At 71.9% G+C, this 23,796-nt stretch carries 23 protein-coding genes and 1 pseudogene; 6 read left to right on the forward strand and 18 right to left on the reverse strand.

Translation table 11 applies throughout. The features are described 5' to 3' along the window. Window positions 1-39: 39 nt before the first annotated feature. Window positions 40-1,452, forward strand: a complete 1,413-nt coding sequence (locus tag B072_RS0131225) for a lipase maturation factor family protein (RefSeq protein WP_018533897.1) — start codon at window positions 40-42, stop codon at window positions 1,450-1,452. On the opposite strand, the gene B072_RS0131230 is transcribed toward B072_RS0131225, so the two are convergent. Genes B072_RS0131230 through B072_RS0131265 form a run of 8 tightly spaced genes read right to left on the reverse strand, consistent with a single transcriptional unit; the run spans window position 1,413 to window position 9,444 of the window. Continuing rightward, entirely contained in the window at window positions 1,413-2,279 is an 867-nt protein-coding gene (locus B072_RS0131230; RefSeq protein ID WP_018533898.1) for an amidohydrolase family protein, read from the reverse strand. The genes B072_RS0131225 and B072_RS0131230 overlap by 40 nt on opposite strands. Next, window positions 2,276-2,590, reverse strand: a complete 315-nt coding sequence (locus B072_RS0131235) for an L-rhamnose mutarotase (RefSeq protein ID WP_018533899.1) — start codon at window positions 2,588-2,590, stop codon at window positions 2,276-2,278. The genes B072_RS0131230 and B072_RS0131235 overlap by 4 nt, the downstream gene beginning before the upstream one ends. Further along, window positions 2,587-3,591, reverse strand: coding sequence for an aldo/keto reductase (locus tag B072_RS0131240; RefSeq protein WP_018533900.1), 1,005 nt, complete (start codon window positions 3,589-3,591; stop codon window positions 2,587-2,589). Before B072_RS0131240 ends, B072_RS0131235 begins: the two co-directional genes overlap by 4 nt. A gap of 4 nt (window positions 3,592-3,595) precedes the next feature. Then, window positions 3,596-4,363, reverse strand: coding sequence for an SDR family NAD(P)-dependent oxidoreductase (locus tag B072_RS0131245; RefSeq protein WP_018533901.1), 768 nt, complete (start codon window positions 4,361-4,363; stop codon window positions 3,596-3,598). Continuing rightward, window positions 4,360-5,724: an L-fuconate dehydratase gene (locus tag B072_RS0131250; RefSeq protein WP_018533902.1), complete on the reverse strand. Its 1,365-nt coding sequence runs from the start codon at window positions 5,722-5,724 to the stop codon at window positions 4,360-4,362. Before B072_RS0131250 ends, B072_RS0131245 begins: the two co-directional genes overlap by 4 nt. A gap of 36 nt (window positions 5,725-5,760) precedes the next feature. Continuing rightward, complete coding sequence (locus B072_RS0131255) at window positions 5,761-6,795, reverse strand: ABC transporter permease (RefSeq protein WP_018533903.1); 1,035 nt, start codon at window positions 6,793-6,795, stop codon at window positions 5,761-5,763. 31 nt (window positions 6,796-6,826) lie between these two features. Continuing rightward, window positions 6,827-8,344: a sugar ABC transporter ATP-binding protein gene (locus B072_RS0131260; protein WP_018533904.1), complete on the reverse strand. Its 1,518-nt coding sequence runs from the start codon at window positions 8,342-8,344 to the stop codon at window positions 6,827-6,829. Next, window positions 8,341-9,444 (reverse strand): sugar ABC transporter substrate-binding protein, encoded by a 1,104-nt coding sequence (locus tag B072_RS0131265; protein WP_018533905.1) that lies wholly within the window; start codon window positions 9,442-9,444, stop codon window positions 8,341-8,343. The genes B072_RS0131260 and B072_RS0131265 overlap by 4 nt, the downstream gene beginning before the upstream one ends. Window positions 9,445-9,686: 242 nt before the next feature. Between B072_RS0131265 and B072_RS0131270 the strand changes: the two genes are divergently transcribed. Further along, window positions 9,687-10,385 (forward strand): FadR/GntR family transcriptional regulator, encoded by a 699-nt coding sequence (locus B072_RS0131270; protein WP_018533906.1) that lies wholly within the window; start codon window positions 9,687-9,689, stop codon window positions 10,383-10,385. A gap of 215 nt (window positions 10,386-10,600) precedes the next feature. Here the strand turns inward: B072_RS0131270 and B072_RS0131275 are convergent, their stop codons facing one another. Next, a complete protein-coding gene (locus tag B072_RS0131275) occupies window positions 10,601-11,305 on the reverse strand; it encodes a TetR/AcrR family transcriptional regulator (RefSeq protein WP_026246492.1) in 705 nt (234 codons plus the stop codon). Window positions 11,306-11,435: 130 nt separating this feature from the next. On the opposite strand from B072_RS0131275, the gene B072_RS0131280 reads away from it, so the two are divergent. Next, window positions 11,436-12,926, forward strand: coding sequence for an APC family permease (locus B072_RS0131280; RefSeq protein WP_018533908.1), 1,491 nt, complete (start codon window positions 11,436-11,438; stop codon window positions 12,924-12,926). Window positions 12,927-12,956: 30 nt separating this feature from the next. Then, window positions 12,957-14,603 (forward strand): amidohydrolase, encoded by a 1,647-nt coding sequence (locus B072_RS0131285; protein ID WP_018533909.1) that lies wholly within the window; start codon window positions 12,957-12,959, stop codon window positions 14,601-14,603. On the opposite strand, the gene B072_RS0131290 is transcribed toward B072_RS0131285, so the two are convergent. The 4 genes from B072_RS0131290 to B072_RS0131305 form a co-directional block, all read right to left on the reverse strand. Beyond that, a complete protein-coding gene (locus B072_RS0131290; RefSeq protein ID WP_018533910.1) occupies window positions 14,594-15,103 on the reverse strand; it encodes a hypothetical protein in 510 nt (169 codons plus the stop codon). The two genes, B072_RS0131285 and B072_RS0131290, sit on opposite strands and share 10 nt — an antisense overlap. Beyond that, window positions 15,096-16,076, reverse strand: a complete 981-nt coding sequence (locus B072_RS0131295) for a formylglycine-generating enzyme family protein (RefSeq protein WP_018533911.1) — start codon at window positions 16,074-16,076, stop codon at window positions 15,096-15,098. Before B072_RS0131295 ends, B072_RS0131290 begins: the two co-directional genes overlap by 8 nt. 132 nt (window positions 16,077-16,208) lie before the next feature. Further along, window positions 16,209-18,098 (reverse strand): family 20 glycosylhydrolase, encoded by a 1,890-nt coding sequence (locus tag B072_RS0131300; protein WP_043245043.1) that lies wholly within the window; start codon window positions 18,096-18,098, stop codon window positions 16,209-16,211. Window positions 18,099-18,247: 149 nt separating this feature from the next. Continuing rightward, window positions 18,248-18,742: a MarR family winged helix-turn-helix transcriptional regulator gene (locus tag B072_RS0131305; protein WP_018533913.1), complete on the reverse strand. Its 495-nt coding sequence runs from the start codon at window positions 18,740-18,742 to the stop codon at window positions 18,248-18,250. A gap of 280 nt (window positions 18,743-19,022) precedes the next feature. Between B072_RS0131305 and B072_RS44505 the strand changes: the two are divergent. Continuing rightward, a pseudogene (locus B072_RS44505) lies at window positions 19,023-19,601 on the forward strand (alpha/beta fold hydrolase); the annotation flags it as partial. An 81-nt stretch (window positions 19,602-19,682) separates the two neighbouring features. Here B072_RS44505 and B072_RS48825 read toward each other — a convergent pair. The 5 genes from B072_RS48825 to B072_RS0131335 all read right to left on the reverse strand — a co-directional run bounded on the left by B072_RS48825 (window position 19,683) and on the right by B072_RS0131335 (window position 23,082). Beyond that, window positions 19,683-19,856, reverse strand: coding sequence for a hypothetical protein (locus B072_RS48825; RefSeq protein ID WP_018533916.1), 174 nt, complete (start codon window positions 19,854-19,856; stop codon window positions 19,683-19,685). A gap of 356 nt (window positions 19,857-20,212) precedes the next feature. Then, window positions 20,213-20,992 carry a DUF4142 domain-containing protein gene (locus B072_RS0131320; protein ID WP_018533917.1) on the reverse strand — a complete coding sequence of 260 codons (780 nt, stop codon included), beginning with the start codon at window positions 20,990-20,992 and terminating at the stop codon, window positions 20,213-20,215. A gap of 43 nt (window positions 20,993-21,035) precedes the next feature. Next, window positions 21,036-21,947 carry a cytochrome c biogenesis CcdA family protein gene (locus B072_RS0131325; protein WP_018533918.1) on the reverse strand — a complete coding sequence of 304 codons (912 nt, stop codon included), beginning with the start codon at window positions 21,945-21,947 and terminating at the stop codon, window positions 21,036-21,038. Beyond that, window positions 21,944-22,672, reverse strand: coding sequence for a DsbA family protein (locus tag B072_RS0131330; protein WP_018533919.1), 729 nt, complete (start codon window positions 22,670-22,672; stop codon window positions 21,944-21,946). The genes B072_RS0131325 and B072_RS0131330 overlap by 4 nt, the downstream gene beginning before the upstream one ends. A gap of 56 nt (window positions 22,673-22,728) precedes the next feature. Further along, window positions 22,729-23,082 (reverse strand): hypothetical protein, encoded by a 354-nt coding sequence (locus tag B072_RS0131335; RefSeq protein WP_018533920.1) that lies wholly within the window; start codon window positions 23,080-23,082, stop codon window positions 22,729-22,731. A gap of 151 nt (window positions 23,083-23,233) precedes the next feature. Between B072_RS0131335 and B072_RS0131340 the strand changes: the two genes are divergently transcribed. Next, on the forward strand, window positions 23,234-23,791 hold the full coding sequence (locus B072_RS0131340) for an HD domain-containing protein (protein ID WP_018533921.1): 558 nt from the start codon (window positions 23,234-23,236) through the stop codon (window positions 23,789-23,791). Window positions 23,792-23,796 lie beyond the last annotated feature (5 nt).

The raw sequence follows: 23,796 nt of genomic DNA on the forward strand, positions 1-23,796 counted from the left end.
GTTGTGACCGGGGCGCCCGGCGGGGCACACACTGAGGACGTGGACGACTGGTTCGGCGGGTCCGGGTACTGGCTGAGCCGCCTGGTGTTCCAGCGCGGCCTGGCGGTGGTGTATCTCGTCGCGTTCGTCGGGGCGGCGCTCCAGTTCAGGCCGCTGATCGGGGAGCGCGGGATGCTGCCGGTGCCGCGGTTCCTGGAGCGGGTGCCATGGCGGCGGGCGCCGACGCTGTTCCGGCTGCGCTACTCGGACCGGGTCTTCGCCGGGTGCGCCTGGGGCGGCGCGGTCGTCGCGGCGGGGCTGCTGGCCGGCGTCGACGGGTGGGTGCCTCTGTGGGGCGCGATGCTGCTGTGGCTGGTGCCGTGGGTGCTGTACCTGTCGATCGTGAACGTGGGGCAGGCCTGGTACGGCTTCGGCTGGGAGTCCCTGCTCCTGGAGGTCGGGTTCCTGGCCGTCTTCCTCGGCAACGACGAGGTGGCGCCGCCGGTGCTGGTCCTGTTCCTGCTGCGCTGGGTGCTCTTCCGTCTCGAGTTCGGGGCGGGGCTGATCAAGATGCGGGGGGACGCCTGCTGGCGGCGGCTGACCTGTCTGTACTTCCATCACGAGACGCAGCCGATGCCGGGTCCGCTGAGCTGGTTCTTCCATCGGTTGCCGGGCCCGCTGCACCGGGTGGAGGCGGCGGCGAACCATGTGACCCAACTCGTCGTCCCGTTCCTCCTGTTCGCGCCGCAGCCGGTCGCGTCGGCGGCGGCCGCCCTGATGATCGTCACTCAGTCGTGGCTGATCCTGTCCGGGAACTTCGCCTGGCTGAACTGGCTGACGGTCGTGCTGGCCGCCTCGGTCCTGGACCTGTCCTCGGTACGCACACCGCCCGGACTGCCCGCCGCCCCACTCTGGTACGGCCTGCTCGTCCTCGCCCTGACCTGCGGGGTCGCGGTGCTGAGCTACCGGCCCGTGCGGAATCTGCTGTCCCGGCGCCAGTCCATGAACCGTTCGTACGACGTGCTGCACCTGGTGAACACGTACGGGGCGTTCGGCACCGTCGGCCGGGTGCGGCAGGAGATCGTGGTGGAGGGGACGGCCGACGCGGCACCCGGGCCCGCATCCGTCTGGCTGGCCTACGAGTTCAGGGGCAAGCCGGGCGATCCGGGCCGTCTGCCCCGGCAGTTCGCCCCGTACCATCTGCGGCTCGACTGGATGATGTGGTTCGCCGCGCTGTCGCCCGCGTACGCCCGTTCCTGGTTCGAGCCGTTCGTGGAGCGGCTGCTGGCGGGCGACCGGGACACACTGCGCCTGCTGCGCGGCTCCCCCTTCCCCGCCGACGCGCCGCCCGCGTACGTCCGGGCCCGCGTGTTCCGGTACCGGTACACGACGTGGCGTGAGCTGCGCGCATCGGGGGCGTGGTGGGAGCGGACCTACGTGCGGGAGTTCCTGCCGCCGACGCGGCTGAGGTAGACCCGGCGGGCCGTCTCCGTGAACACGTCGCTGTCGTGCCCTCCCACCAACTCACGTGCCGTGTCGACCACTTGGGCGTACGTCGCCGCGAGCGTGCACACCGGCCAGTCCGAGCCGAACATGACGCGCTCGGGCCCGAAGGCGTCCAGGACCGTGTCGGCGTAGGGGCGGAGGGTGTCGACGGACCAGTGGGCCGGGTCGGCCTCGGTGACCATGCCGGAGAGTTTGCACACGGTGTTCGGCAGCGCGGCGAGCGCGCGCACCTCGTCGCGCCACGGGTCGAGCCGGCCTGCGGCGATCTCCGGCTTGCCCAAGTGGTCCAGGACGAAGGTGAGTTCAGGGTGGTCGGCGGCGGCCTTCACGCAGGCGGACATCTGGTGCGCCTGGACGAGGAGGTCGTAGACGAGCCCCGCGTCGGCGACCGCGGCGAGGCCGCGCCGCACGTCGGGGCGGAGCAGCCATCCGGGGTCGGACTCGCCCTGCACCGGGTGGCGGATGCCGACGAGGTGCCGGCCGCCCGGTAGTCCCCGCAGCCGGGCCAGTTCCTCGGTGACGTCGGGGCGGGTGAGGTCGGTCCAGCCGACGACGGCGGCGACGAGGTCGGCGCGCTCGGCGAGGTCGAGGAGCTCGGGGGTCTCCTCGGCGACCGGTACGGTCTGGACGAGGACGGTGGCCGTCACGCCGGCCGCCCGCGCGTCCGGGGCCAGGTCGTCGAGCGCGAAGTCCCTTCGGATCGGGGCGAGTTCGGGCCCGGTGATCCAGTCCTGGTCGCGCACGGAGAGGTCCCAGACGTGGTGGTGCGCGTCGATGACGGCGGGCTCCCTCACGGCAGCTCCCAGACGACCGGCAGGCCGGCGTCGGCACCCTCGGACGAGTAGTCGTGGACGACGTCGAGGAGTTCGGCCATGCGGGCCTGCCAGGCGACGTTCACCGGCAGCTTGTCGAGTTCGGCGAGCAGCCGGGCGTAGTCCTCGCACTCCAGGACGTGGAAGAGATCGGTGCCGCTGCGCCAGATCGTCCACCGTTCGGCGCCCGCCGCGCGGATCGCGGCGACGAGTTCGTCGGGCACCTCTTGGTGGGCGGCCTCGTACTCCTCGACGCGGTCGGCGCGGACCGTGGTGTGCAGGGCGACTCTCACCTGGGCTTCTCCTCTTCGAAGGCTTCGGGGGTCGGGACGTCGGCGGCCAGGAGGTTCTTCTCGCGGGCCTCCTGCCAGAACGCGGCGGGCACCTCGGCCGCGAACTGCCGCACGGTGTCGGCGACTTCGGCCGTGGACCGGGTGCCGACGAGGACGCTCGTGACGGCGGGGTGACCGTACGGGAAGGCGAGGGCGGCGGCCCGCAGGTTGATGCCGTGCCGCTCCGCCAGGGCCTTCCACTTCAGGGCGCTCCGGAGGACGGCGGGCGAGGCGAGGCTGTAGTCGAAGGTGGCGCCCTGCTTCGGGTCGGCGAGCAGGCCCGAGTTGAAGACGCCGCCGACGACGACGGACACGCCGCGTTCGGCGGCCGCGGGCAGCAGTCGGTGCAGGGCCCGCTGGTCGAGCAGGGTGTAGCGGCCGGCGCAGAGCACGACGTCGACGTCGGTGTCCCGGACGAAGCGGTGCAGCATCCCGGTCTGGTTCATGCCCGCGCCGATGGCGTCGATCAGGCCCTCGCCGCGCAGCCGCTCCAGCTCCGGGTACGCCTCGCCGAAGGCCTGCTCGGCGTGGTCGTCGGGGTCGTGGAGGTAGACCACGTCGATCCGGTCGAGGCCGAGGCGCCCGAGGCTGTCCTCGATGGAGCGGCGCACCCCGGCCGCGCTGAAGTCCCAGACGCGGCGGTGGGTGGCGGGTGTGGCGAAGCCGTTGCGGAGGTCGTCTCCGCCGCCCTCGTACGGTTCCAGGATCCGGCCCACTTTCGTGGACAGGGTGTACGAGGTGGTGGTCCGGGTCCGGAGGAACTCGCCGACGCGGCGCTCGGACACGCCGATGCCGTAGTGCGGGGCGGTGTCGAAGTAGCGCAGGCCGGCGTCCCAGGCCGCGTCGAGGGCGGCGTACGCCTCGTCGTCGCGGACCGGGGTGAACAGGTTGCCGATGACGGCGGCGCCGAAGCCGAGCTCGGTGACCGGGACGCGGGTGCCGCCGAGGGTGTGGGTGCGCATGCCGTCACTGTCCCGCGGGACGCAGGCGCAGGCCCTGCATTCCGCCGTCGACGGCGAGGGCGGTGCCGGTCGTGGCGCCGGACAGCGGGCTCGCCAAGTAGGCGACGGCTCCCGCGACTTCGTCGGCGGAGACGAGACGGCCGCCCGGCTGGCGTGCCGCGAGGGCGGCGCGTTCGGCGGCCGGGTCGTCGGCCTGGTCGAGGAGCCGGCCGATCCACGGGGTGTCCGCGGTGCCGGGGTTGACGCAGTTGACACGGATGCCCTCGCGGACGTGGTCGGCGGCCATGGCGAGGGTGAGGGAGTACACGGCGCCCTTGGACGCGGAGTACAGGGCGCGCTGCGGCAGCCCGGCGGTGGCGGCGATGGAGCAGGTGTTGACGATCGCCGCGTGGTCGGATTCCCGGAGCGCGGGCAGGGCCGCGCGGGCGACGCGGACCATGCCGATGACGTTGACGTCCAGGACGCGATGCCATTCGGCGTCGTCGTTGTCGGCGACGGTGCCCTGGGCGCCGATCCCCGCGTTGTTGACGAGGATGTCGAGTCCGCCGAGGTCGGTGACGGCGGCGGCCACGGCGGCCCGTACCGTCTCGTCGTCGGTGACGTCGGCGGCGTATCCGCGCAGCGGCTTGTCCACGGCGGTGATGTCGCGGTCGAGGACGGCGACGTCGGCGCCGCGGGCGGCGAGGAGGTCGGCGGTGGCGCGGCCGAGTCCGCAGGCGCCGCCGGTGACGAGGGCCTTGAGGCCGGCGAAGTCGTTGCCGTGATCGGTCATGCTGCGGCTCCGTTCGTGTGCGGCGCGTTCTGCGCGGCGCGGTCGTTGACCCAGAACTCCCCGTCGGGGAAGGTGAATTCGGCGATGGACTTTGGCTTCATGGTGGCGGAGAAGCCGGGGGCGGTGGGGGCGGTGTAGTGGCCGGCCCGCATGACGACCGGGTCGATGAAGTGGTCGTGGAGATGGTCGACGTACTCGATGACCCGGTCCTCGGTGGTGCCGGTGAGGGCGACGTAGTCGAACATCGAGAGGTGCTGGACGAGTTCGCACAGGCCGACGCCGCCGGCGTGCGGGCAGACGGGGACGCCGAACTCGGCGGCGAGCAGCAGGATCGCCAGGTTCTCGTTGACGCCGCCGACGCGGGCGGCGTCGATCTGGACGATGTCGATGGCGCCGGCCTGGAGGAGCTGCTTGAAGACGACGCGGTTCTGGACGTGTTCGCCGGTGGCGACCTTCACCGGGGCGACGGCCTTACGGATCGCGGCGTGGCCGAGGACGTCGTCGGGGCTGGTGGGTTCCTCCACCCAGTACGGGTCGAACTCGGCGAGAGCGCGCGTCCACGTGATGGCCTCGTCGACGTTCCACCGCTGGTTGGCGTCGATGGCCATGCGGATGCCGGGACCGATGGCGGCGCGGGCGGCGCGGCAGCGGCGGATGTCGTCGTCGAGGTCAGCGCCGACCTTCAGCTTGATCTGGGTGAAGCCGTCGGCGACGGCCTCCCGGGCGAGCCGGCCGAGCTTCTCGTCGGAGTAGCCGAGCCAGCCGGGGGACGTCGTGTAGCCCGGGTAGCCGCGGTCGAGGAGGGTCTCGGTGCGCCCGGCCGCCCCCTGCCGCCCCGACCGCAGGAGTTCCAGGGCCCGTTCGGGGCTGAGGGCGTCGGCGATGTAGCGGAAGTCGACCTGGGAGACCAGCCACTCGGGTTCGGCGTCGGCGAGCAGCCGCCACAGCGGCTTCTCGGCGCGCTTGGCCGCGAGGTCCCACACCGCGTTGACGACGGCGCCGGTCGCCATGTGCATCACGCCCTTCTCGGGCCCCAGCCAGCGGAGTTGGCTGTCGCCGATCAGGTCGCGGTTGAGGCTGCCCGGGTCGGCGCACAGCTCGTCGACGGACCGCCCGATCACGTGGTGGCGCAGGGAGCGGATCGCGGCGACCTGGACGTCGTTGCCGCGCCCGATGGTGAACGTGAAGCCGTGTCCCTCGTGCCCGTCGGGGTCGTCGGTGCGCAGCACGACGTACGCGGCGGAGTAGTCGGGGTCGGGGTTCATGGCGTCGGAGCCGTCCAGTTCCCGGGACGTCGGGAACCGGATGTCGAAGGTGTCGACCGCCGTGACGCGGGTGGCGCTGTGGGTGGTTGGGGGCACGGGATGCCTTTCGGGCAGGGTGGCAGGGGGCCGCGGTCAGTCCTGGGCGCGGCCTGTCGTGACGCGGGCGACCATGAGGGCGAGCAGGATGATGCCGCCGTAGATGGCCTGGATCCAGAAGGACGGCACCTGGGCGAGGGTCAGCAGGTTCTGTACGACGCCGAGGAGCAGGACGCCGGTGAGGGCGCCGAACATGGTGCCCTTGCCGCCGTCCAGGCTGATGCCGCCGATGACGGCCGCGGCGAACACCGTGAAGATCATGTTGTTGCCCTGGTTGGCGCTGATGGCGCCGACGTAGCCGGTCTGCATGATGCCGCCGACGGAGGCGAGCACGCCCGCCACGACGAAGACTCCGAGCATGACGCGCTCGACGCGGATACCGGCGGCGCGGGCGGCGTCGGCGTTGCCGCCGATCGCGTACAGGGCGCGGCCCACGCGGTGGTACTTGAGCACGGCGCCCGCGACGGCGAAGCAGGCCGCGGCGAGCCACACCGACATCGGGATGCGCAGGAAGGTGGTCGTGGCGAGCGAGAAGAAGGAGTCCGGCATGCCGAAGAGGGTCTTGCCCTTGGTCGCGCCGACCAGCAGCCCGCGCAGCACGATCAGCATCGCCAGGGTGACGATGAAGGCGTTGAGCTTGAACTTCACCACCAGGATGCCGTTGAACGCGCCGATGACGCCGCCGACGACGAGGATCGCGAGCATCGCGAGCACGGCCGGGAACTCCGTGCCCCAGCCGGACTGGGCCACGGGCAGGACGAGCAGAGCGCCCACGGCGGGCGCGATGCCGACGACGGACTCCAGGGACAGATCGAACTTGCCGGTGATCAGCACCAGGGACTCGGCGAGCACCACCATGGCGAGCGCCGCCGACGCGCCTAGAATGGAGATGAGGTTGCGCTCGGTGAGGAAGGAGTCGTTGACGATCGTTCCGAGGACCATGAGGAGCAACAGCGCGGGCACGAGCGCGAGTTCACGGGCCCTGCGCAGCAGGACGTTCTTGGCGGTGCCGGCTCCTGGGCGGGCCGGGGCGTTCGTCGCCGGGGCCGACGGGGCCTTGAGGTCGGCCATGGGTACTCCTTGTGTGAGGCGCGGGGCCGGGTCAGTCACGGTCCACCCCCTCGATGGACGCGATGAGTTCGTGGTCCGACCAGCCCGCCGTGTGCTCGGCGACGACCCGCCCGTGGAACAGCACGAGCACCCGGTCGCAGCGGCGCAGGTCGTCCAGTTCGTCGGAGACGACGAGCACGGCGGTGCCGTCGTCGCGGGCGCTGTCGACGCGGCGCAGCAGGGACTCCTTGGACTTCACGTCCACGCCGGCGGTGGGGTTGATGAGGACCAGGAGGTGCGGGTCGGAGGCGAGGGCGCGGGCCATGACGACCTTCTGGGCATTGCCGCCGGACAGGTCGGAGACCGGCTGGTCGGGGCCTTCGGCGTGGATGTCCAGGCGGTCGATGAGGTCGCGGGCGACGGCACGCCTGCGGTCGGTGCCGACGAAGCCGTACCGGCCGAGCCGCCCGAGGACGGACATCGTGGCGTTGTCGCCGATGGTCATGCCGGTGACGAGACCCTGGTCGTGCCGGTCGCGCGGGACGCAGCCCACGCCCGCCTTCAGGGCTGCCGACACGTCGCCGAAGGGCAGCTCGGCGCCGTCGAGGCGGGCGGTGCCGGACGTCGGCGTGTGCAGTCCGGCCAATGACTCGGCGAGCGCGATCTTGCCGCTGCCGCTGGATCCGGCGAGGCCGACGACCTCGCCGCGGCGCACGGTCAGGTCGACGTCGGCGTACGTGTCCGAGGTGAGGCCCGTCACGGAGAGGACCACCGGCGCGTCGACTCCTTCCTGCTCCACAACGGCTTCCGCGGCGGCGGCCGCCTGTTCGGCGATCGCCTCGCCCGCCATCGCCTCCACCAGTGCGGGGCGCGGTAGTTCGGCGACCGGCGCGGTGGTGATCCAGCGGGCGTCGCGCAGCACGGTGACCGTCTGGCAGACCTCGTAGACCTCCTGGAGGTGGTGCGAGATGAACAGGAAGGTGACGCCTGAGTCCTGCAGCGCGCGCATGCGGGCGAAGAGCCGCTCGATCTCCTTGTTGTCGAGCTGCGCGGTCGGCTCGTCGAGGACGATGAAGCGGGCTCCGCCGCTCAACGCCCGTGCGATCTCGACCATTTGGCGGTCCTCGACCTTGAGGTCGGCCGTGCGGGCGTCGGGGTCGACGCGGATGTCCCAGGTGCGCAGCAGCCGGTCGGCCTCGGCGCGCAGCTTCTTCCAGCTGAAGAAGCCGCGGCGGGACTCGGGCTGCCGGTTGATGAAGAGGTTCTCGGCGACGGTCAACTCGGGTACGACGGTGGGCTTCTGGTAGACGCAGGCCACCTTCGCGCGCCAGGCCTCGCGGTCGTTGAGCGGGGGTGCGGGCTCGCCGTCGAACAACAGCGTTCCCGCGTCGGGGGCCTGAAGGCCCGTCAGGACGGTGACGAGGGTGGACTTGCCGGCGCCGTTGCGGCCGACCAGCGCGTGGGACTCGCCCGCGCGCACGGTGAGTCGGCCGTCGGCGAGGGCGACCGTGGGCCCGTACCGTTTGGCGATGCCGTCGGCCTCGACCAACGGCGCTGTGGTGGACGTCATTTGACCGTGTTTCCCCACAGCTTGGGGTCGTCGACGTTGTCCTTGGTGACCAGCGGCGCGGGCAGCTGGTCCTCGAGGATGCCGCTGGGCAGCTTGACGATCTCCGAGTCGTGGTCGGTGGGACCCGGCTTGAACGTCTTCCCCCGCATCGCCGCCTTGATGTAGTACATGCCGTACTTGGCGTACGCGTCGGCGGGCTGCGAGACGGTCGCGTCGATCTGGCCCTTGCGGATGGCGTCGAACTCCTGCGGGATGCCGTCGTTCGACACGATCGTGATGTGCCCGGCGGTGCCCGCCTTCTTCAGCAGGCCCTTGGACTTGAGGGTCTGGAGGGTGGGCGCGAGGTAGACGCCGCCCGCCTGCAGGTAGATGCCCTTGATGTCGGGGTTGGCGTTCAGGAGGGTGTCCAGCTTGGAGGCGGCGGTGTCCGACTCCCACTTGGCCGGGATCTCCAGGACCTTCAGCTTGGGGTACTTCTGCTTCACGCAGTCCCGGAACGCCTTGGACCGCTCCCGCCCGTTGACCGACGCCAGGTCGCCCATGATCTGCACGACCTTGCCGGACGTGACCTGCTTCCCGAGGTACGCGCAGGCCTTCTCCCCGTACGCGACGTTGTTGGCGCGCACCACCATCGCGACCTTGCCCTTCTCGGGGGCCACGTCCACGGCGACGACGGGGACGCCCTTGCGTTCGGCCTGGTCGAGTCCCGCGGCGATGGCGGCGCTGTCCAGCGGGGCGACGACGAGGCCCTTGACGCCCTGGTTGAGCTGGTTGTTGATGTCGGTGATCTGCTGCGAGGGGTCGCTGTTGGAGTTGACGGTCTTCAGCGCGTCCACGCCCTCGGACTTCGCCATCTTCGGCACGTAGTCGTTGTACGACTGCCAGAACGGGGAGGTCAGCAGGGGCAGGATGACGCCGACCTTGCCCTTCCCGTCACCGCCCCCGCCCCCGCCACCGGCTCCGGCGGCGGTGTCCTTGGTGCTGCCGCACGCGCTGAGGGCGAGGGCGGCGCACCCCACGAGTGCCGCCGCGCGCAGGGCTCCCGCTCTCGACCTCTTGGTGCGCTTCGTACCCTTCGTGCCCTTCGTGGTGCCAGTCATCGGACCGCTCCTCGGCTCCGGGAGTCATGGGGGAAAGCCGGCTCCTGCCCGTCCAGGCACCGGCCGCGCCCAGAGATTTATCAGACCACTTCGGTTCCTCAACACCCTTCGTCGCCAAGTTTTCTCGGTATTTACGCCTCCGGGGCCCCGGAAAGGTCGGACCATCTCGGTAGTGGTCGGACCACCCGGATGGTTAGACTGCGCCGCATCCGGCAGCGGACCCTGCGTGGGAGGACGTCATCGTGGAGCGGACCGCACCCCAACGGGGCACCGTCACGGAGCGGGCGATCGAGCAGATCAAGGCGATGATCGGCGGCGGCAGCCTGGAACCGGGCCAGCGCCTGCCCACCGAACGGGATCTGGCGGCCCAGCTGGGCATCTCGCGCTCGTCGATCCGGGAGGCGATCCGGGCACTGACGGTGCTCGGTGTCCTGGAGGCGCGGCACGGCTCCGGCATCTACGTCACACAGTTGGAGGCCGGCGACCTGCTGGAGACCTTCGGGGTCGTCGCGGATCTGTCACGGGGACCGCAGCTCGTCGAGCTCCTCGAGGTGCGGCGCATCCTGGAGTCGACGGCGACGGCCCTCGCCGCGGCCCGGATCACCCGGGCCGGGCTCGCCGAGGTCGAGGAGCACTTGGCGGCGATGGAGGCCACGGACGACCCGGAGGAGATCCTCTCCCACGACCTGGCGTTCCACCGGGCGATCGTGGCCGCCGCCGGGAACGAGACGATGGCGGCGATCCTGGAGGGGCTGTCGTCGCGGACGTTCCGGGCGCGGGTGTGGCGGGGCTACCAGGAGGAGGGCGCCTTCGAGCGCACCCGCCGCGAGCACCTCCGGATCCACCGGGCGCTCGTGGCTCATGACCCCGAGGCGGCGCGAGCCGCTGCCGCGGCGCACGTGGGCGAGGTGGAGGCGTGGTTGCGGGGTCAGCTGGGGTGACCTTCGGCTACGCGCCGCGGGTGTTCTCGTTCATCGCCGAGTACAACTCTCGTCGTGGCTTCTCGCGCAGTTCCCCGCGCCCCTGAAGGCATGCGCTGCGCGCAGCCTTCCCCTGAGCGAGCGAAGCTCGCTTAGGGGGCGCGGGGCCGTGCCGATCAGCGGCTCCGCCGCGGGGCGCGAGAAGCCCCACCGGGCCCGCACCCGGCGACGCACCCCTAACCCCCCTCCCCGGGCGCCGCCGCGACCAACGCCGCCAGCAACAGATCCAGCGCGGCCTCGAAGGAACTCCCCGCCATCAACGGCAAGTGCCCCCGCACAGCCGCGAGATGCGGGTGCTCCTCCTCGGACAGCCCCGAGTACACCCCGGTCCAGGCCCGATCGTCCGCCTCCCGGCGCTCCACCGGCAACGCCAAGTGCGCCGCATCGAGCGCGGCGTGCCCGAGCACGGTGTCCACGAACGCCGCGTAGTGCCGGACGGCGTCCGCGTCCGGGAACCCGGCCCGCCGCAACAGCCCGATCCCCGCGTCCACGGCCCAGAACTCGTGCTCGCGGCGCGTCACCCGGTACGCCGCGAGCGCGGCGACCCGCGGGTGCTCGCGGTACCCGCGGTGGATGCGCAGCGCCATCTCGCGCAGCCCGTCCCGCCACGCGTACCGGTCGGGGTCGAAGCCGGCCATGTTGTCGCCGATGATCCGGTCCCCGAGGGCGAGCAGCAGGTCGTCGGTGTTGTGGAAGTACCGGTACAGGGCGCTGGGGTCGCAGCCGAGGGCCGCGCCGAGCCGCCGCACGCTCAGCGCGTCGGGCCCGTGCTGCCCGACGAGGCGCAGCGCGCAGTCGACGATCACGTCCTCGGACAGCAGCACTCCCGACCTGGTCGGTTTGCGTCGTCGCCGCTCGGCCGGAATCCGCCCCTCAGCCATGGCTTTCCCCCTTCGTCCGCGCCTGCCATCTCCTTATGTCAACACCATTGACGCAACGTTGACAAGGCCGGTTTGATCGCAGCCTCCCGCACGCCCCCTCCTCCCTCGTTCCGGTCCCAGGAGTCTGCCCATGAGAAGCACACCCCCGCCGAGAGCCGGCCTGCGCCGTTCCCTCGGCGTCGTCGACGGCATCGCCGTCGCGGCCTCCAGCACCGCCGCCACCACGAGCATCGGCATCGGGATGGGGTCCCTCGCCGCGACCGTGGGCCTGCAGGCACCGGCCGTCCTGTTGATCGCCTTCGTCCCGATCCTGGGCATCGCGACGGCGTACGCCCGGCTGAACCGGCACGAGCAGAACATGGGCAGCGGCTACGTCTGGGTGGGCCGCTCGCTCGGCCCGTGGCTGGGCTTCCTGACCGGCTGGGTCACGCTCGTCGGCACGCTGATCTTCATGGCGTACACGAGCGCGGTGACCGGCTCGGTCTTCCTCCAGTTCGCCAACAAGGCCCATCTGCACACGCTGCTCGGCATCGGCCTCGACCCGAACTCGACGGCCCTGTCGACCGTCGTCGGGCTCGTCGTGCTCACCGCGGTCACGGTCACGGCCGTCACCGGCATCCGCAAGGCGACGCGTCTGCAGACCTGGCTGCTCGTCTTCGAGTACGTGGTCCTGATCGGGTTCTGCGGCTGGTCGATGATCACCGGTGACCACGCCTTCCAGTGGTCGTGGCTGAACCCGTTCTCGATCCACGACGGCACCGGCTTCGCGCAGGGGCTGGTCCTCGCGGTGTTCTTCTTCTGGGGCTGGGACGCCGCGTTCAGCGTCACCGAGGAGACGAAGGACGTGCGGGACGCGGGCCGCGGCGGCTTCATCGCCCTGTTCACGATGCTCGCGCTGTTCCTCTACGGGTCCGTGGCCTTCCAGCGCGAGATGTCGCTGCCCGAGCTGGTCGAGCAGGGCCCGCAGGCGCTCACGTATCTCGGCGCGAAGCTCGCTGACGAGCCGCTGGCCAGCCTGCCGCTGCTCGCCCTGCTCTTCTCCGCGGTCGCCTCCGTGCAGGCGAGCGTGATCCCGACGGCGCGCGGACTGCTCGCCATGGGCCGGGACCGCACGATGGGCCAGGTGTGGACGAAGGTCAGCCCGCGCTACGGCTCCCCCGCGATCGGCACCGTCCTCGTCATGGCGATCGCGGCGGTGCTGGCCCTGCTCGCCCTCGCCATCCCGAAACTGAACGAGATGATCCTCGCGGCCGTGAACTCCATCGGCCTGATCGTCGCCCTCTACTACGGGCTGACCGCGCTCGCCTGCGCGGTCCGCTTCCGGGCCCTGCTGCGCACGGACTTCCGCGAGGCGGTGCGCGCGGTGATCGCGCCGGGGCTCAGCGCGCTCGCGCTGCTCGGCATCGGCGCGTATCTCGCCCGGGACTACGCGACGATGTCCGATCACTTCGAACTCAGCCCGGGCAACGGATGGTTCATGCTCTCGGTGCCCGTCGTGATCGTCCTGTCCGGACTGGTGATGGCGGCCGTCGCGAAGTACGGCCGCCGCTCCCCCTACTTCACGACCGGGCGCGGCACGGACGCGGACGCCGTCCCGCCGGCCACCGCCGACGCCTCGTAACACTCGTACTGACGCCAGGAGTTGCCTCACATGACCGACACCGCACCCGCCGATCTCGTCTTCACCGGCGGCCCGGTCCACACCGGCTCGCCCGCCCGTTCCCGCGCCACGACGGTGGCGGTGCGCGGGGAGCGCGTCGTCGCCGTCGGCCACGACGAGGTGCGCGAGCTGATCGGTCCGCGCACCGAAGTCGTCGACCTCGCGGGGAAGTTGCTGATCCCAGGTTTCCAGGACGCGCACGCGCACCCCGTCGGCGGCGGGATGGAGATGGGCCAGTGCGACCTGAGCGGGGCGACGACGCTCGCCGAGTACCGGCAGACGATCACCGCGTACGCCCGTGAGCACGCCGACAGCGAGTGGGTCACCGGCGGCGGCTGGGCGATGGAGGCGTTCCCCGGCGGCCTGCCGACGGCCGCCGAGCTGGACGCGCTCGTCCCCGACCGCCCCGTCTACCTGGTCAACCGCGACCACCACGGCGCCTGGGTCAACTCCCTCGCCCTGGAGCGCGCCGGCATCGACGCCCGTACCCCCGACCCGTCCGACGGCCGCATCGAGCGCGCCGCCGACGGGACACCGACCGGCATGCTCCAGGAGGGCGCCGCGAACCTGGTCGGCCGGCTGCTGCCGCGGATCACCCGCGAGGAGCGGATCGCGGGCCTGCTGCGCGCCCAGGGACTGCTCCACTCCCTCGGCATCACCGCCTGGCAGGACGCCCTGCTCGGCGAGCACGCCAACCTCACCGACGCGACCGACGCGTATCTCGCGTGCGCGGACGACGGCACCCTGACCGCGCGCGTCGTGGGCGCGCTGTGGTGGGACCGGGCGCGCGGCACCGAGCAGATCGAGGAGCTCCTCGCCCGCCGGGCCGCGGGCACGCGCGGCCGGTTCCGCTCGACGACCGTGAAGATCATGCAGGACGGGGTCGCCGAGAACGGCACGGCCGCGCTGCTCGGCCCGTACCTGGACGGCTGCGGGTGCGTGTCCGACAACAGCGGGATCAGCTTCGTACCGCCCGAGGACCTCAAGAAGTACGTCACCGAGCTCGACGCGCACGGCTTCCAGGTGCACTTCCACGCCCTCGGCGACCGGGCCGTGCGGGAGGCGCTCGACGCGGTGGAGGCGGCGCGGCGCGCCAACGGATGGTCGGACACCCGCCCGCACCTGGCCCATCTCCAGGTCGTGCACCCGGACGACATAGGCCGGTTCCGGGCGCTCGGCGCGACGGCGAACACGCAGCCGCTGTGGGCCGCGCACGAACCGCAGATGGACGAGCTGACCATTCCGTTCCTGGGCGCGGAGCGGGCGTCGTGGCAGTATCCGTTCGGGGCGCTGCTGCGCTCCGGCGCGACGCTCGCGGCGGGCAGCGACTGGCCGGTGAGCAGCCCCGACCCGTTGCAGGGCATCCACGTGGCGGTGAACCGGATCGACGCCGGCGCCGCCGACGGCACCCCGGTGTTCCTGCCCGAGCAGCGGATCGGTCTGCTGGACGCGCTCACCGCGTACACGGCGGGCAGCGCGTACGTGAACCATCTCGACGAGGAGACCGGGACGATCGCGCCCGGGTATCTGGCGGACGTGGTGGTCCTGGACCGGGATCCGTTCGCGGGCCCGGCCGAGGAGATCGGCACGACGAAGGTGGCGCAGACGTACGTCGGGGGGCGGCGCGTCTACGGCTGACGCCTGGCCGGCGGCTCGGGCTCGTCGGGGCTGTCGAAGCGGAACGGCACCGCGAGCCGGGCGGCCAGCTCGCTGCCGATCCGCTCGGCGACGACAGCGGCCGGGTGGCGCGGCCCGGTCTCCTCGTCGCCGAGGTGCCGGCGGGCCGCGCCCCACGTCACGGTGGTCAGCGCCCGCGAGCCCGCGGGCCGCGCGGTGACGGCGACCAGCTCCACGAACCAGTCGTGGACCGTGTCCCCGTCCCACTCGGCGGCGATCTCCACCACCCGCGCGGGCGCGAGGGCAGCCAACTCCGTTATATCGAGCGGTGGTTCGGGCCGCCGCGCGACTCGCTCCCCGTGGTGGGCGTACCGCCGCTCCACGACGATCTGCGCGTCCCGCAGACTCACACCGCACGTGACCAGGACGTGGACGGCCGTCATCCGCGCGTCCCGCAGCACCTGCCCGTCGGCCTCCTCGCGGAGTTCGGCGGGCAGCGCGTCCCAGATGTCGTCAGGCATCGGCGGCGCACCGGAAGCCGCAGTTGCCGCTGCTGGAGTCCGGGGTGTTCCGGGTCCGGGCGGCCACCCGGTAGCGGTTGCAGTACGAGTCGTGGCACATGTACGAGCCGCCGCGCATGACCCGGCCCTCGCCCTCCTCGGGGCCGCGCGGGTCGGTCGCCGGGGTCGCCGGGTGCGTCGCCGTGAAGCGGTCGGCGACCCACTCCCACACGTTGCCCACGACGTTGTAGAGGCCGTAGGCGTTGGGCCGGTAGGTGTCCACGGGGGCGGTGCCGACGTGCCCGTCCTCGCCGGTGTTCACGCGCGGGAAGTCGCCCTGCCAGATGTTGCAGCGCCAGCGGCCGCGCGGGGTCAGTTCGTCGCCCCACGGGTAGCGGGCCTGGTCGAGGCCGCCGCGGGCGGCGTACTCCCACTCGGCCTCGGTGGGCAGCCGCTTGCCCGCCCACCGCGCGTAGGCGTGGGCGTCGTCCCAGCTGACGTGGACGACGGGGTGCCGGGCCCGGTCCCCGATGCCGGTGCCGGGTCCTTCGGGGGCGCGCCAGGTCGCGCCCTCGACGCCGCGCCACCACGGGGTCGCGGCGGGGGCCCGGGTGGCGCGGACCTGCTGAGGTGCGAGGAAGCCCGCGAAGACGTACGACCAGCCGAACCGCTCGGCGGCCGTGACGTACCCGGTCTCCTTCACGAAGGTGGCGAACTGGGCGTTGGTGACGGCGTGTTCGTCGATGCGGAACGCGGGGACGGTGACCTCGCGCACGGGTCCCTCGCCGTCGCCGGGGTTGGCGTACGCGTCCTCGTTGCCCATCCGGAACGTGCCGCCGGGGAGTGTGGCCATGCCCTTGCCGGACGCCTTGCGACGCGGCGTGACGGTGAGCGCCGCCGGTGCGGGCGCGCTGCCACCGCGGGGTGCGGCGCAGCACGCGGGAGTGGTCGCCCCGTCGCCGGTGTCGGTCGCAGAAGGGTCGTGCGCGGTCAAAGCTCTCTCCCGGTGCAGCACAAGTGTTCGCGGTCGCTTGTTCGCCGATCCTCGCACGCCTGATCGCGGCCGGAACAGTGAGGCCGGGGCGGGGCCGTCCGGTGGCCCCGCCCCGGCCTCGCACCGGTCGGGTCAGGCGTGCGTCAGGCGCCAGACGGCGGCTTGCCGCTGGTCGGCCGGGTACTGCACCAGCGCGCCGTCATCGGTGACGTGGACGGGCATCTGCGTGATGGCGTTGGTGAGCCGGTGACCGCCGGGCACCTCGGAGAGCACCCATCGCTGCAGGGTCCTCTCGGCGTCGCAGGCCTCCTGGGTGACGGCCGAGCCCGGCTCCAGCGGCAGGTCGTGGGTGAGCTTGCCGCTGCGGGTCTCCAGGCACTTCCCGGTCGCGGGGTCGGTGAGGGTCACATAGCCGTCGGAGGTGCGCGTGACCGTCAACTGTCGCTTTCCGGCGTGACGTTGTGTGTCGGTGAAGGTGTAGGTGCCGTCCGCTACCGGGACCCGGGTGAGGTCACGCCAACCGGGCGCGTGGGTGACGGCCGCGGCCCGCGCGGCGAACGCGTCGTAGGTGGCGTCCGGGTGCGCGGCGCCCCACGTGACCTGGGCGATGTGCGCGAGCGGCAGTTCGGTGGACTCGGCGACCTGGTTCTCGGTCTCGGCGGCGCCGTAGTCCGGCCACAGGCTGATCTTGGCGCCGGTGATGCCCTTGGCCGAGGTGAGCTTCTCGCCCTCGAAGCTGCGCGGGTCCCACTGCTCGTCGTACAGCTTGCGGGTGTCGGTGTGGAAGCCGCCGCGTACGAGGTAGAGGGAGTAGGCGGCGTTCATCACGGGGTGGCCCTGCGCGATGAGTTGACTGGGCTTCACCTTCACGCCGAGCCAGTGCTCGACGGTGGTGCCGGGGGTGACGGGGACGGTGTTGGCGCCGGTCAGCCCGTCGTTCCAGATGCGCAGCCGCTTGCCCTTGCTCGCGGCGTAGGCCTCGACTCGGTTGACGAAGTCGATGAAGGCGTCCTGGGGCGTCGCGTTCTCGCCGTACTTCGCCTTCGCGTATTCCAGGACGTGCGGGTACTTGGCGAAGTCGGAGCCGAGCATGTACTCGTCGGCGCCCATGTGCCACCACTTGGCCGGGAACACCTCGCCGTACTCGTCGATGAGGCTCTTGTAGTAGCCGAACGCCTCGGGCTCGGTGATGTCGAGGCGCGACGGCTGGGCCTTGCCGTCGGTGTCGACGAGCTGGAGGTCGGGCCGGTTCTCGATCCAGGGGTCGATGTGCCCGGGTGAGTTGATCTCCGGGACGATCGTGACGTGGTACTTCTCGCCGAGCGCGACGAGCCGCCGGATCTCGCTCCTGGTGTAGTACCCCCAGGAGTTGGCCTCGGGGTGGGCGTCGCTCTTCACCTTCAGTTCGAGGAGGAGCTGGTTGAGCTTGTGGTACGCCATGTCGCGCACGAGGTTCTCCAGCCAGTCGGTGGAGATGTGCACGTAGCAGGCGCAGACGCCGACTCCGCGCTCCTTGTACCGCGGCACGTCGACGGTGTGCCCGGCGGCGATCTCGTCGTCCTGCGCGAGGAGTTGGAGGAGGGTGCGGGTGCCGTAGAAGGCGCCGGTCTCGGCGGCGCCGGTGATCTCGAGGCGTTTCCCGGAGGTCAACTCGTAGCCCTCGGCGCCCAGTTGCCTGCTCTCGTCCGGGTCGACGTCGACGACGATGTCCCCGGCGCGGGACGGCCCTCCGACGACCGGCACGTCACCCTTGCCCGCGGCGCGCAGGTCGCCGGCGAGGGTGCGGGCCACGCGCCGGGACGCGGCGTCGGCGGCGACGAGGCGGCTGTCGTCACCGAAGGAGTATCGTCCGCCCTCCGCCGTCCAGTTGGTGAGGGCCGGGACGGTCCTGGGGCCGGAGTCCTGCGCGGCGTCGGCACGAGCCAGGGGCGCCGGAACCGTCAGCAGCAGGAGTGCCGCGGCCGCGCCGAGCCATCTGTGCCTGCGTCGTCGAGGTGCACGGATCACACGAGAATCGGTCATGACATCGGATGCTTCAAGCGAGGCATGAGCCTGTCAAGGGACAACATTGCGCAACCACTTGGACATCCGCGACCGCCACACCGAAATCCATCCGATGACTCAACGCGCCACGGAATGCGTACCGCGGACCGCGGCAGGCGGGCCGCGCGTCAGTCCACGTCCACGTCCACGTCCATGTCCACGTCCACGTCGTCGAGCAGCCGCAGCATCTCCGTCAACACCCGCACGCACGCGTCGACATCACCGCCGCTGACCCGCCCGTGGATACCGGCCAGCTCCGCGCGCTCCCGGTCGACGACGGCCGCGATGGCGGCGCGCCCCGCGCCGGTCAGGCGAATCAGGGAGGACCGCTTGTGCGCGGGGTTGGGCACGGCTTCGACATAACGGAGAGCGGCCGCCTCGTTCGTCATGCGCTGCACGAACTGCCGGCTCAGCGACTGCGCCCGCCCCATCTGAGGCACCGTCAAAGGCCCGCGCTTGGCGAGCAGATCGAGCACCGCCCGTACTCCGACGGACACCCCGGCGTCGGCTCCGTCCAGCTCGACCTTGCGCAGCACGCGCCGGTACAGCGGGCCCACGAGGTCGTACACCTCGGCCAGCCGCGCGGCCATCACGTCCGGCGTCTCTTCCGCGGCCTCGTCCATGTCTCCCACTCCCCCATGATGCCCTTCATGGCAACCAGGTTGTCATCACCCGGCGGGAATGACACCTTGGTTGTCATGATGGATCTGCACTGGCTCGACACGGACAGCTCCGACTCCGGCCGCCCTCTCGTGCTGCTGCACGGCGGCTTCCTCGACCACGGCATGTGGGACGCCCAGATCCCCGCGTTCGCCGAGCACCATCGGGTGATCGCGCCGGACGCGCGGCCACGGGGAGTCCGCCAACGCCAGGGGACCGTTCCGGCACACCGACGACCTCGCCGCGCTGCTGCGCCATCTCGACACCGGGCCCGCGATCCTGGTCGGTGTCTCCATGGGCGGCTCCCTCGCGATCGACACCGCCCTGGAACACCCGGACCTGGTCGCCGCGGTCGCGGTCGTCGGCGCGGGCACCAGCGAGCCGTACTTCGACGACCCCTGGACGCTGGCGACGTGGCGCGCCTGGCACGCGGCCATGGCGGCCGGTGACCTCGACACGGCGGTGGACACCTTCACACGCTTCGCGGCGGGCCCGCACCGCGAACTCGGCGCACTCGGCCCCGGCGTCGTCGACCGGCTGCGCCGGATGACCCGCCACACCCTGTCCCAGCACACCCGCGACGAGCCGGACCACCAGATCCCGCTGACCGGCACCTGGGAGCGGGCCGCGGGTATCGAGGTGCCGGTGCTCGCGGTGACCGGAACGCTCGACTCCCCCGACCACATTGGCATGGCCGAACGCCTCGCCCGTACGGTCGCGAACGGCCGGGTGGCGCCGGTCGAGGGGACCGCCCACTACCCGAACATGGAACGCCCGGACGTCTTCGACGCGCTCGTCGAGGACTTCGTCGGCACCCTGTGAGGGGTGCGCGCAAACGCGTTCGCCCGCACCCCTCACCGAGGAGGGATGCGGGCGCATTGATCGGACGGCGCGGCCCCGCGGTCAGTCGACGCTGGGCAGGATGTGCGGCTCGGCCAGGTCGTCCTCGTAGCCGGCGAGGCGGATCGGGGCCGAGCGGGCCCAGACGTCGAGACTGCCGAGCTTCTCCGGCCGGCGGCCGGCCCGCTCCGCACGTTCCTTCGGGCGCTGTTCGAGATTCGTCTTCTCTGGTGTCACCGCGCACTCCTTGTGTGTCGGGTAACCCGCTCCGGCGTGACCGGTCCAGCGTCGTACAGGACACCGGACGCCCGATCGGGTGTGGGTAGAGAGCCAGTTCGGGCGCGGTGGCGCCGGTTGTCGCTGGTGGGATCGGCCGTGGTGACCGGCCTCTCCCCGGACGGAACCATGGGTACGGGTGGGACCCACGTGCGGTAACCGTCCGGCTACAGAGTAACCAAATGAGCGGGGGTCCGCTCTATGGCGCTGAAACCTGCCGGCCCTTCAGGGGCCGCCAGGTATTCATTCAGCCATGCCGGTCCGTCCCGGCGCGAGCGGTTTTGCGTCGGGTCGGCGTTCGGGCCGTGGCCGCCGGGTCAGGAGGTGGGGGCGGGACGGTCGGTGTTGATCGTGCGGCCCGGCTCGTCGGTCGGCTCGGCCGAAGGCCGCGACGTCGCGTCGGGACTTCCGGTGGGCTGAGCGGGGTTTGGGGTGGTTGGGACCTGTCCGTCCGGCGGCGGCGGCCCGGTCGGGCTTGCGGTCGCGGTGCCGGCCGCTTCGTCGGCGATGGCGTCGAAGTCCACGTCACCGGTGTTCTCCAGCATGGTGATGTGGTCGAGCACCGTCTGGTTGGCGTCGGTGGCGAGTTCTCGTACAAGTGAATTACGGGTGGTGTTGCGGATCTGGCCGATGAGCGCGAACACCTTGCCGTGCGCGTTGCGCAGCAGATTGGCGAACTTCTGCTCATAGTCCTTGCCGCTCGCCGCCGTCAGTTCGTCCAGCCAGCCCTGCTGCTGCGCGTTGGGCTGGTTGGGGAGTTCCACGCCGAGCTTGGCGGCCACCGTGCGTACCCGTTGGTCGAGGTCCATGTGTCCGACGACGAGGTGGTCGCCCGTGTCCCTGACCGCTTGGGTGGGGGCGCGCTCCATGGCCTGCTGGCCGGCCGGTATCTCCCACAGTCCGGCGAGTCTGACCCGCACGACGAAGTCCCGGTCCGTCGCCGACAGCGGACCCCACTGGGTGGCCACGGTGCCGGCGTTCAGATTCGCCTGGCCGGTTCCCGAGCGGCTGGCGTACGACCAGATGGGGAACGCCAGGGCGCCGACCGTGGCGACCAGGGCGGCGAGGATGAGGGCGGTGCCGTTGACGCGACGCAAGCAGGCCTCCCGGTGCCCGAGCTCAACTCGCCATCTCGGCGAGCTAGTTGGTGGTACGGGAAGATACGTGCGGGGCGAGCCTCGTGTTCAGTTCCTCGCGGGGATCGTGCTCCTCGGTCACCGTCCGTGGCCGGCCGCGCCCCCAGGCCCGTACGACCAGGACGACACCCACGAGCCCGACGGCCGCCACGAGCAGCACGGCGTCGGGCACATGGTCGCCGACACCGCGCGCCCACTGCTCGGCGGCGAACGAGTCGTCGACGTCGAGCAGTCCGGGCAGTGCGGTCGTCCCGTCGAAGACGAGGAACAGCGTGCCGAGGGCAACGAAGAACAGGCCGGAGGCAAGGCTCGTGCTGTGGGTCGCGAACCGGCCGACGCGCACCGGGCGCCCGCGCAACCAGCGCCTGCGCCCCAGGTCGAACCGCTCCCAGAGCAGCGCGAGCAGGAACAGCGGCACGGCCATGCCGAGCGCGTACACGGCGAGCAGCAGGCCGCCGTAGACGGGGTGGCCGCCGAGCGCGGCGACGGTCAGGACGCTGCCGAGGATCGGGCCCGCGCAGAATCCGGCGAGGCCGTACACGGCGCCGAGCGCGTACACGGACAGGGCGCCGGTCGGGCGGATGCGGCCGGAGAGTTCGGTCAGGCGGCGGGAGGCGAAGCCGCGGCCCGCGATCTGCAGCACGCCGAGCGCGATGATCAGCCAGCCGCCGACGGTGATGAGCAGGTCCCGGTGGCCGTAGAAGAAGCGTCCCGCGTAGGAGCCCGCCGCGCCCAGGGGTACGAGTGTGGTGGCGAGGCCGAGATAGAAGATGCCGGTGCGGGCGACGAGGCGGGTGGGGCTGTCGAGGGAGTACGCGAAGAAGGCGGGCAGCAGGAGCGCGCTGCACGGGCTGAGCAGCGCGAGCAGTCCGCCGAGGAACGCCGCGAGGTAGCCGATGTCGCCGACGGTGCTCACTTGGCCGCCTGCGCCTTCGCCGCCTCGACGGCCTGCTCGAAAGTGGCCGCGGGCTGGGCGCCCGCGAGGGGCTGCCCGTTGATCAGGAAGGAGGGCGTCGAGGTGGCGCCCAGGCGGTACGCCTCGTCCTGGTCCTTCTTGACGGCGGCTCGGGCCTCCTGGCTGTCGCGGTCGGTGCGGAACCGGTCGAGGTCCTTCACGCCTGCCTCGCGGGCGAGAGCGTCGAGCCGGCCCGCGCCGAAGCCCTGCTCCTTGGCGCCGTCGGTGTAGGCCGCCCGGTGGAACTGCCAGAAGCGGCCCTGCTGTCCGGCGGCCCAGGAGGCGCGGGCGGCGGCCTCGGACTCGGCGCCGAAGATCGGGAAGTTGCGCCACTCGATGCGCAGGGTGCCCTCGTCGACGTACTTCTTCACGAGGCCGGGTTCGGTGTCGCGGGCGAACTGGCCGCAGTAGCCGCATCGGAAGTCGGCGTACTCGATGAGGACCACGGGGGCGTCGGCGCGGCCCTGGGCGAGGGGGTCCCGACCGTCGCGGCGGGCGAGCTCGACGAGCTGGGCGGTGGCGTCGTCGAGCTGTTGGCCGGAGGCGGCCTCCTGCCGGGAGGCGTCGGTGCGGGGTTCGGGCTTGGTCGCGGTGTACGAGACCGTGCCGAGCACGGCGGCCGCCACGGCGACGGCGGCGACGATGGCGAGGGGGCGGGCTTTCGACGGGGTGGTGTTTTCCGGCATGCCGAAATAGTCCTTGCGTAAAGGGAGTTGAGTGAGGACACGGGGAACCGTGTCGTCTACACGCGCAGGACGGAGAGTTCGACCGGGGAGGGCGGGTCGTGCGGGGGCGGGCCGCGGCCCGCGGGTGTCGTGGGCGCGATGCCTTCGAGGACCGCGGTCGCGCCGGACCCGTGCGCGTAAGCGAGCGGGGCGAGGAGTTCGTGCGCGGACGTGCCGCGCGACGGCACGCCCTGCCGGCCGTCCGGTGCGTGCCGTTGTTCGGGGTCGCAGCCCGGGGTGACGGGCGAGGCCTGCTCGGCCGCCGCCGCCGCCGGCGCGTACACGTCCGCCGTGGTGTCGGTGCCCTGCGCGCAGCCCAGCACGGCGACCAGCAGGGTCACCAAAAGGGCGTGGACGGCAAGGCGGGACATGCGGCAATTCTGCACCACACGCCCCTCCTTGCCCGCATCGCCCCTCAACCCCCAGGGATCTGTACGAGCGTTAACGTCCTGTTGACCGGTCCGTCAGCTCGCCATGGTCTGCTTCCGGACAAGCCTCGGAAGATCTTCGGGAGGAGTCGCGATGGACACGGTCGACGAGTTGATGGCCGCACTGCACGCCTGCCGGGGTGCCTGGGACGCCCCCGACCGCAGCGGGGATCCGGTCGATCTGCACGACCACGCGCTGCAGACGGCGGCGCTGCTGCGGCGGGCCCGCCCCAGCGACAAGGAGTTGCAGCTCGCGGGCCTCGTGCACGACATCGGGCACCTGCTGCGCCCCGGCGACGACGCACACCACGCCGAGGTCGCGGCGGACGCGGTGCGCGGCCTGCTGGGCGCCCGGGTCGCCGCCCTGGTCCGCCTGCACGTCCCGGCCAAGCGCTACCTCGCCGCGGTGGAGCCGGCCCGCGGTCTCTCCCCGCAGAGCGCGCTGACACTCGGCGTGCAGGGTGGCCCGATGACGCGGGAGGAGGTGGCGGACTTCGAGGCGGATCCGCACGCCGAGGACGCGATCGAGCTGCGGCAGGCGGACGACGCGGGCAAGGTGGTCGGCCTGGACGCCGGGGTGATGGAGGACTGGCGCGAGGTTTTGGACCTGGTGGCGGCGACGACCGCCGGGGAGCGGCAAGCCCGCGTGTAGGGTCC

Source organism: Streptomyces sp. HmicA12, from assembly GCF_000373565.1.
Lineage (GTDB): Bacteria > Actinomycetota > Actinomycetes > Streptomycetales > Streptomycetaceae > Streptomyces.

Excerpts from the sequence above, each read along its gene's own strand:
- B072_RS0131290 (WP_018533910.1), bottom strand. The coding sequence starts at position 15,103 with ATGCCTGACGACATCTGGGACGCGCTGCCCGCCGAACTCCGCGAGGAG.
- B072_RS0131335 (WP_018533920.1), bottom strand. The coding sequence starts at position 23,082 with ATGTCCCGCCTTGCCGTCCACGCCCTTTTGGTGACCCTGCTGGTCGCC.
- B072_RS0131255 (WP_018533903.1), bottom strand. The coding sequence starts at position 6,795 with ATGGCCGACCTCAAGGCCCCGTCGGCCCCGGCGACGAACGCCCCGGCC.
- B072_RS0131285 (WP_018533909.1), top strand. The coding sequence starts at position 12,957 with ATGACCGACACCGCACCCGCCGATCTCGTCTTCACCGGCGGCCCGGTC.
- B072_RS0131305 (WP_018533913.1), bottom strand. The coding sequence starts at position 18,742 with ATGGACGAGGCCGCGGAAGAGACGCCGGACGTGATGGCCGCGCGGCTG.
- B072_RS0131260 (WP_018533904.1), bottom strand. The coding sequence starts at position 8,344 with ATGACGTCCACCACAGCGCCGTTGGTCGAGGCCGACGGCATCGCCAAA.
- B072_RS0131265 (WP_018533905.1), bottom strand. The coding sequence starts at position 9,444 with ATGACTGGCACCACGAAGGGCACGAAGGGTACGAAGCGCACCAAGAGG.
- B072_RS0131275 (WP_026246492.1), bottom strand. The coding sequence starts at position 11,305 with ATGGCTGAGGGGCGGATTCCGGCCGAGCGGCGACGACGCAAACCGACC.
- B072_RS0131330 (WP_018533919.1), bottom strand. The coding sequence starts at position 22,672 with ATGCCGGAAAACACCACCCCGTCGAAAGCCCGCCCCCTCGCCATCGTC.
- B072_RS0131340 (WP_018533921.1), top strand. The coding sequence starts at position 23,234 with ATGGACACGGTCGACGAGTTGATGGCCGCACTGCACGCCTGCCGGGGT.
- B072_RS0131240 (WP_018533900.1), bottom strand. The coding sequence starts at position 3,591 with ATGCGCACCCACACCCTCGGCGGCACCCGCGTCCCGGTCACCGAGCTC.
- B072_RS0131300 (WP_043245043.1), bottom strand. The coding sequence starts at position 18,098 with ATGACCGATTCTCGTGTGATCCGTGCACCTCGACGACGCAGGCACAGA.
- B072_RS0131280 (WP_018533908.1), top strand. The coding sequence starts at position 11,436 with ATGAGAAGCACACCCCCGCCGAGAGCCGGCCTGCGCCGTTCCCTCGGC.
- B072_RS0131245 (WP_018533901.1), bottom strand. The coding sequence starts at position 4,363 with ATGACCGATCACGGCAACGACTTCGCCGGCCTCAAGGCCCTCGTCACC.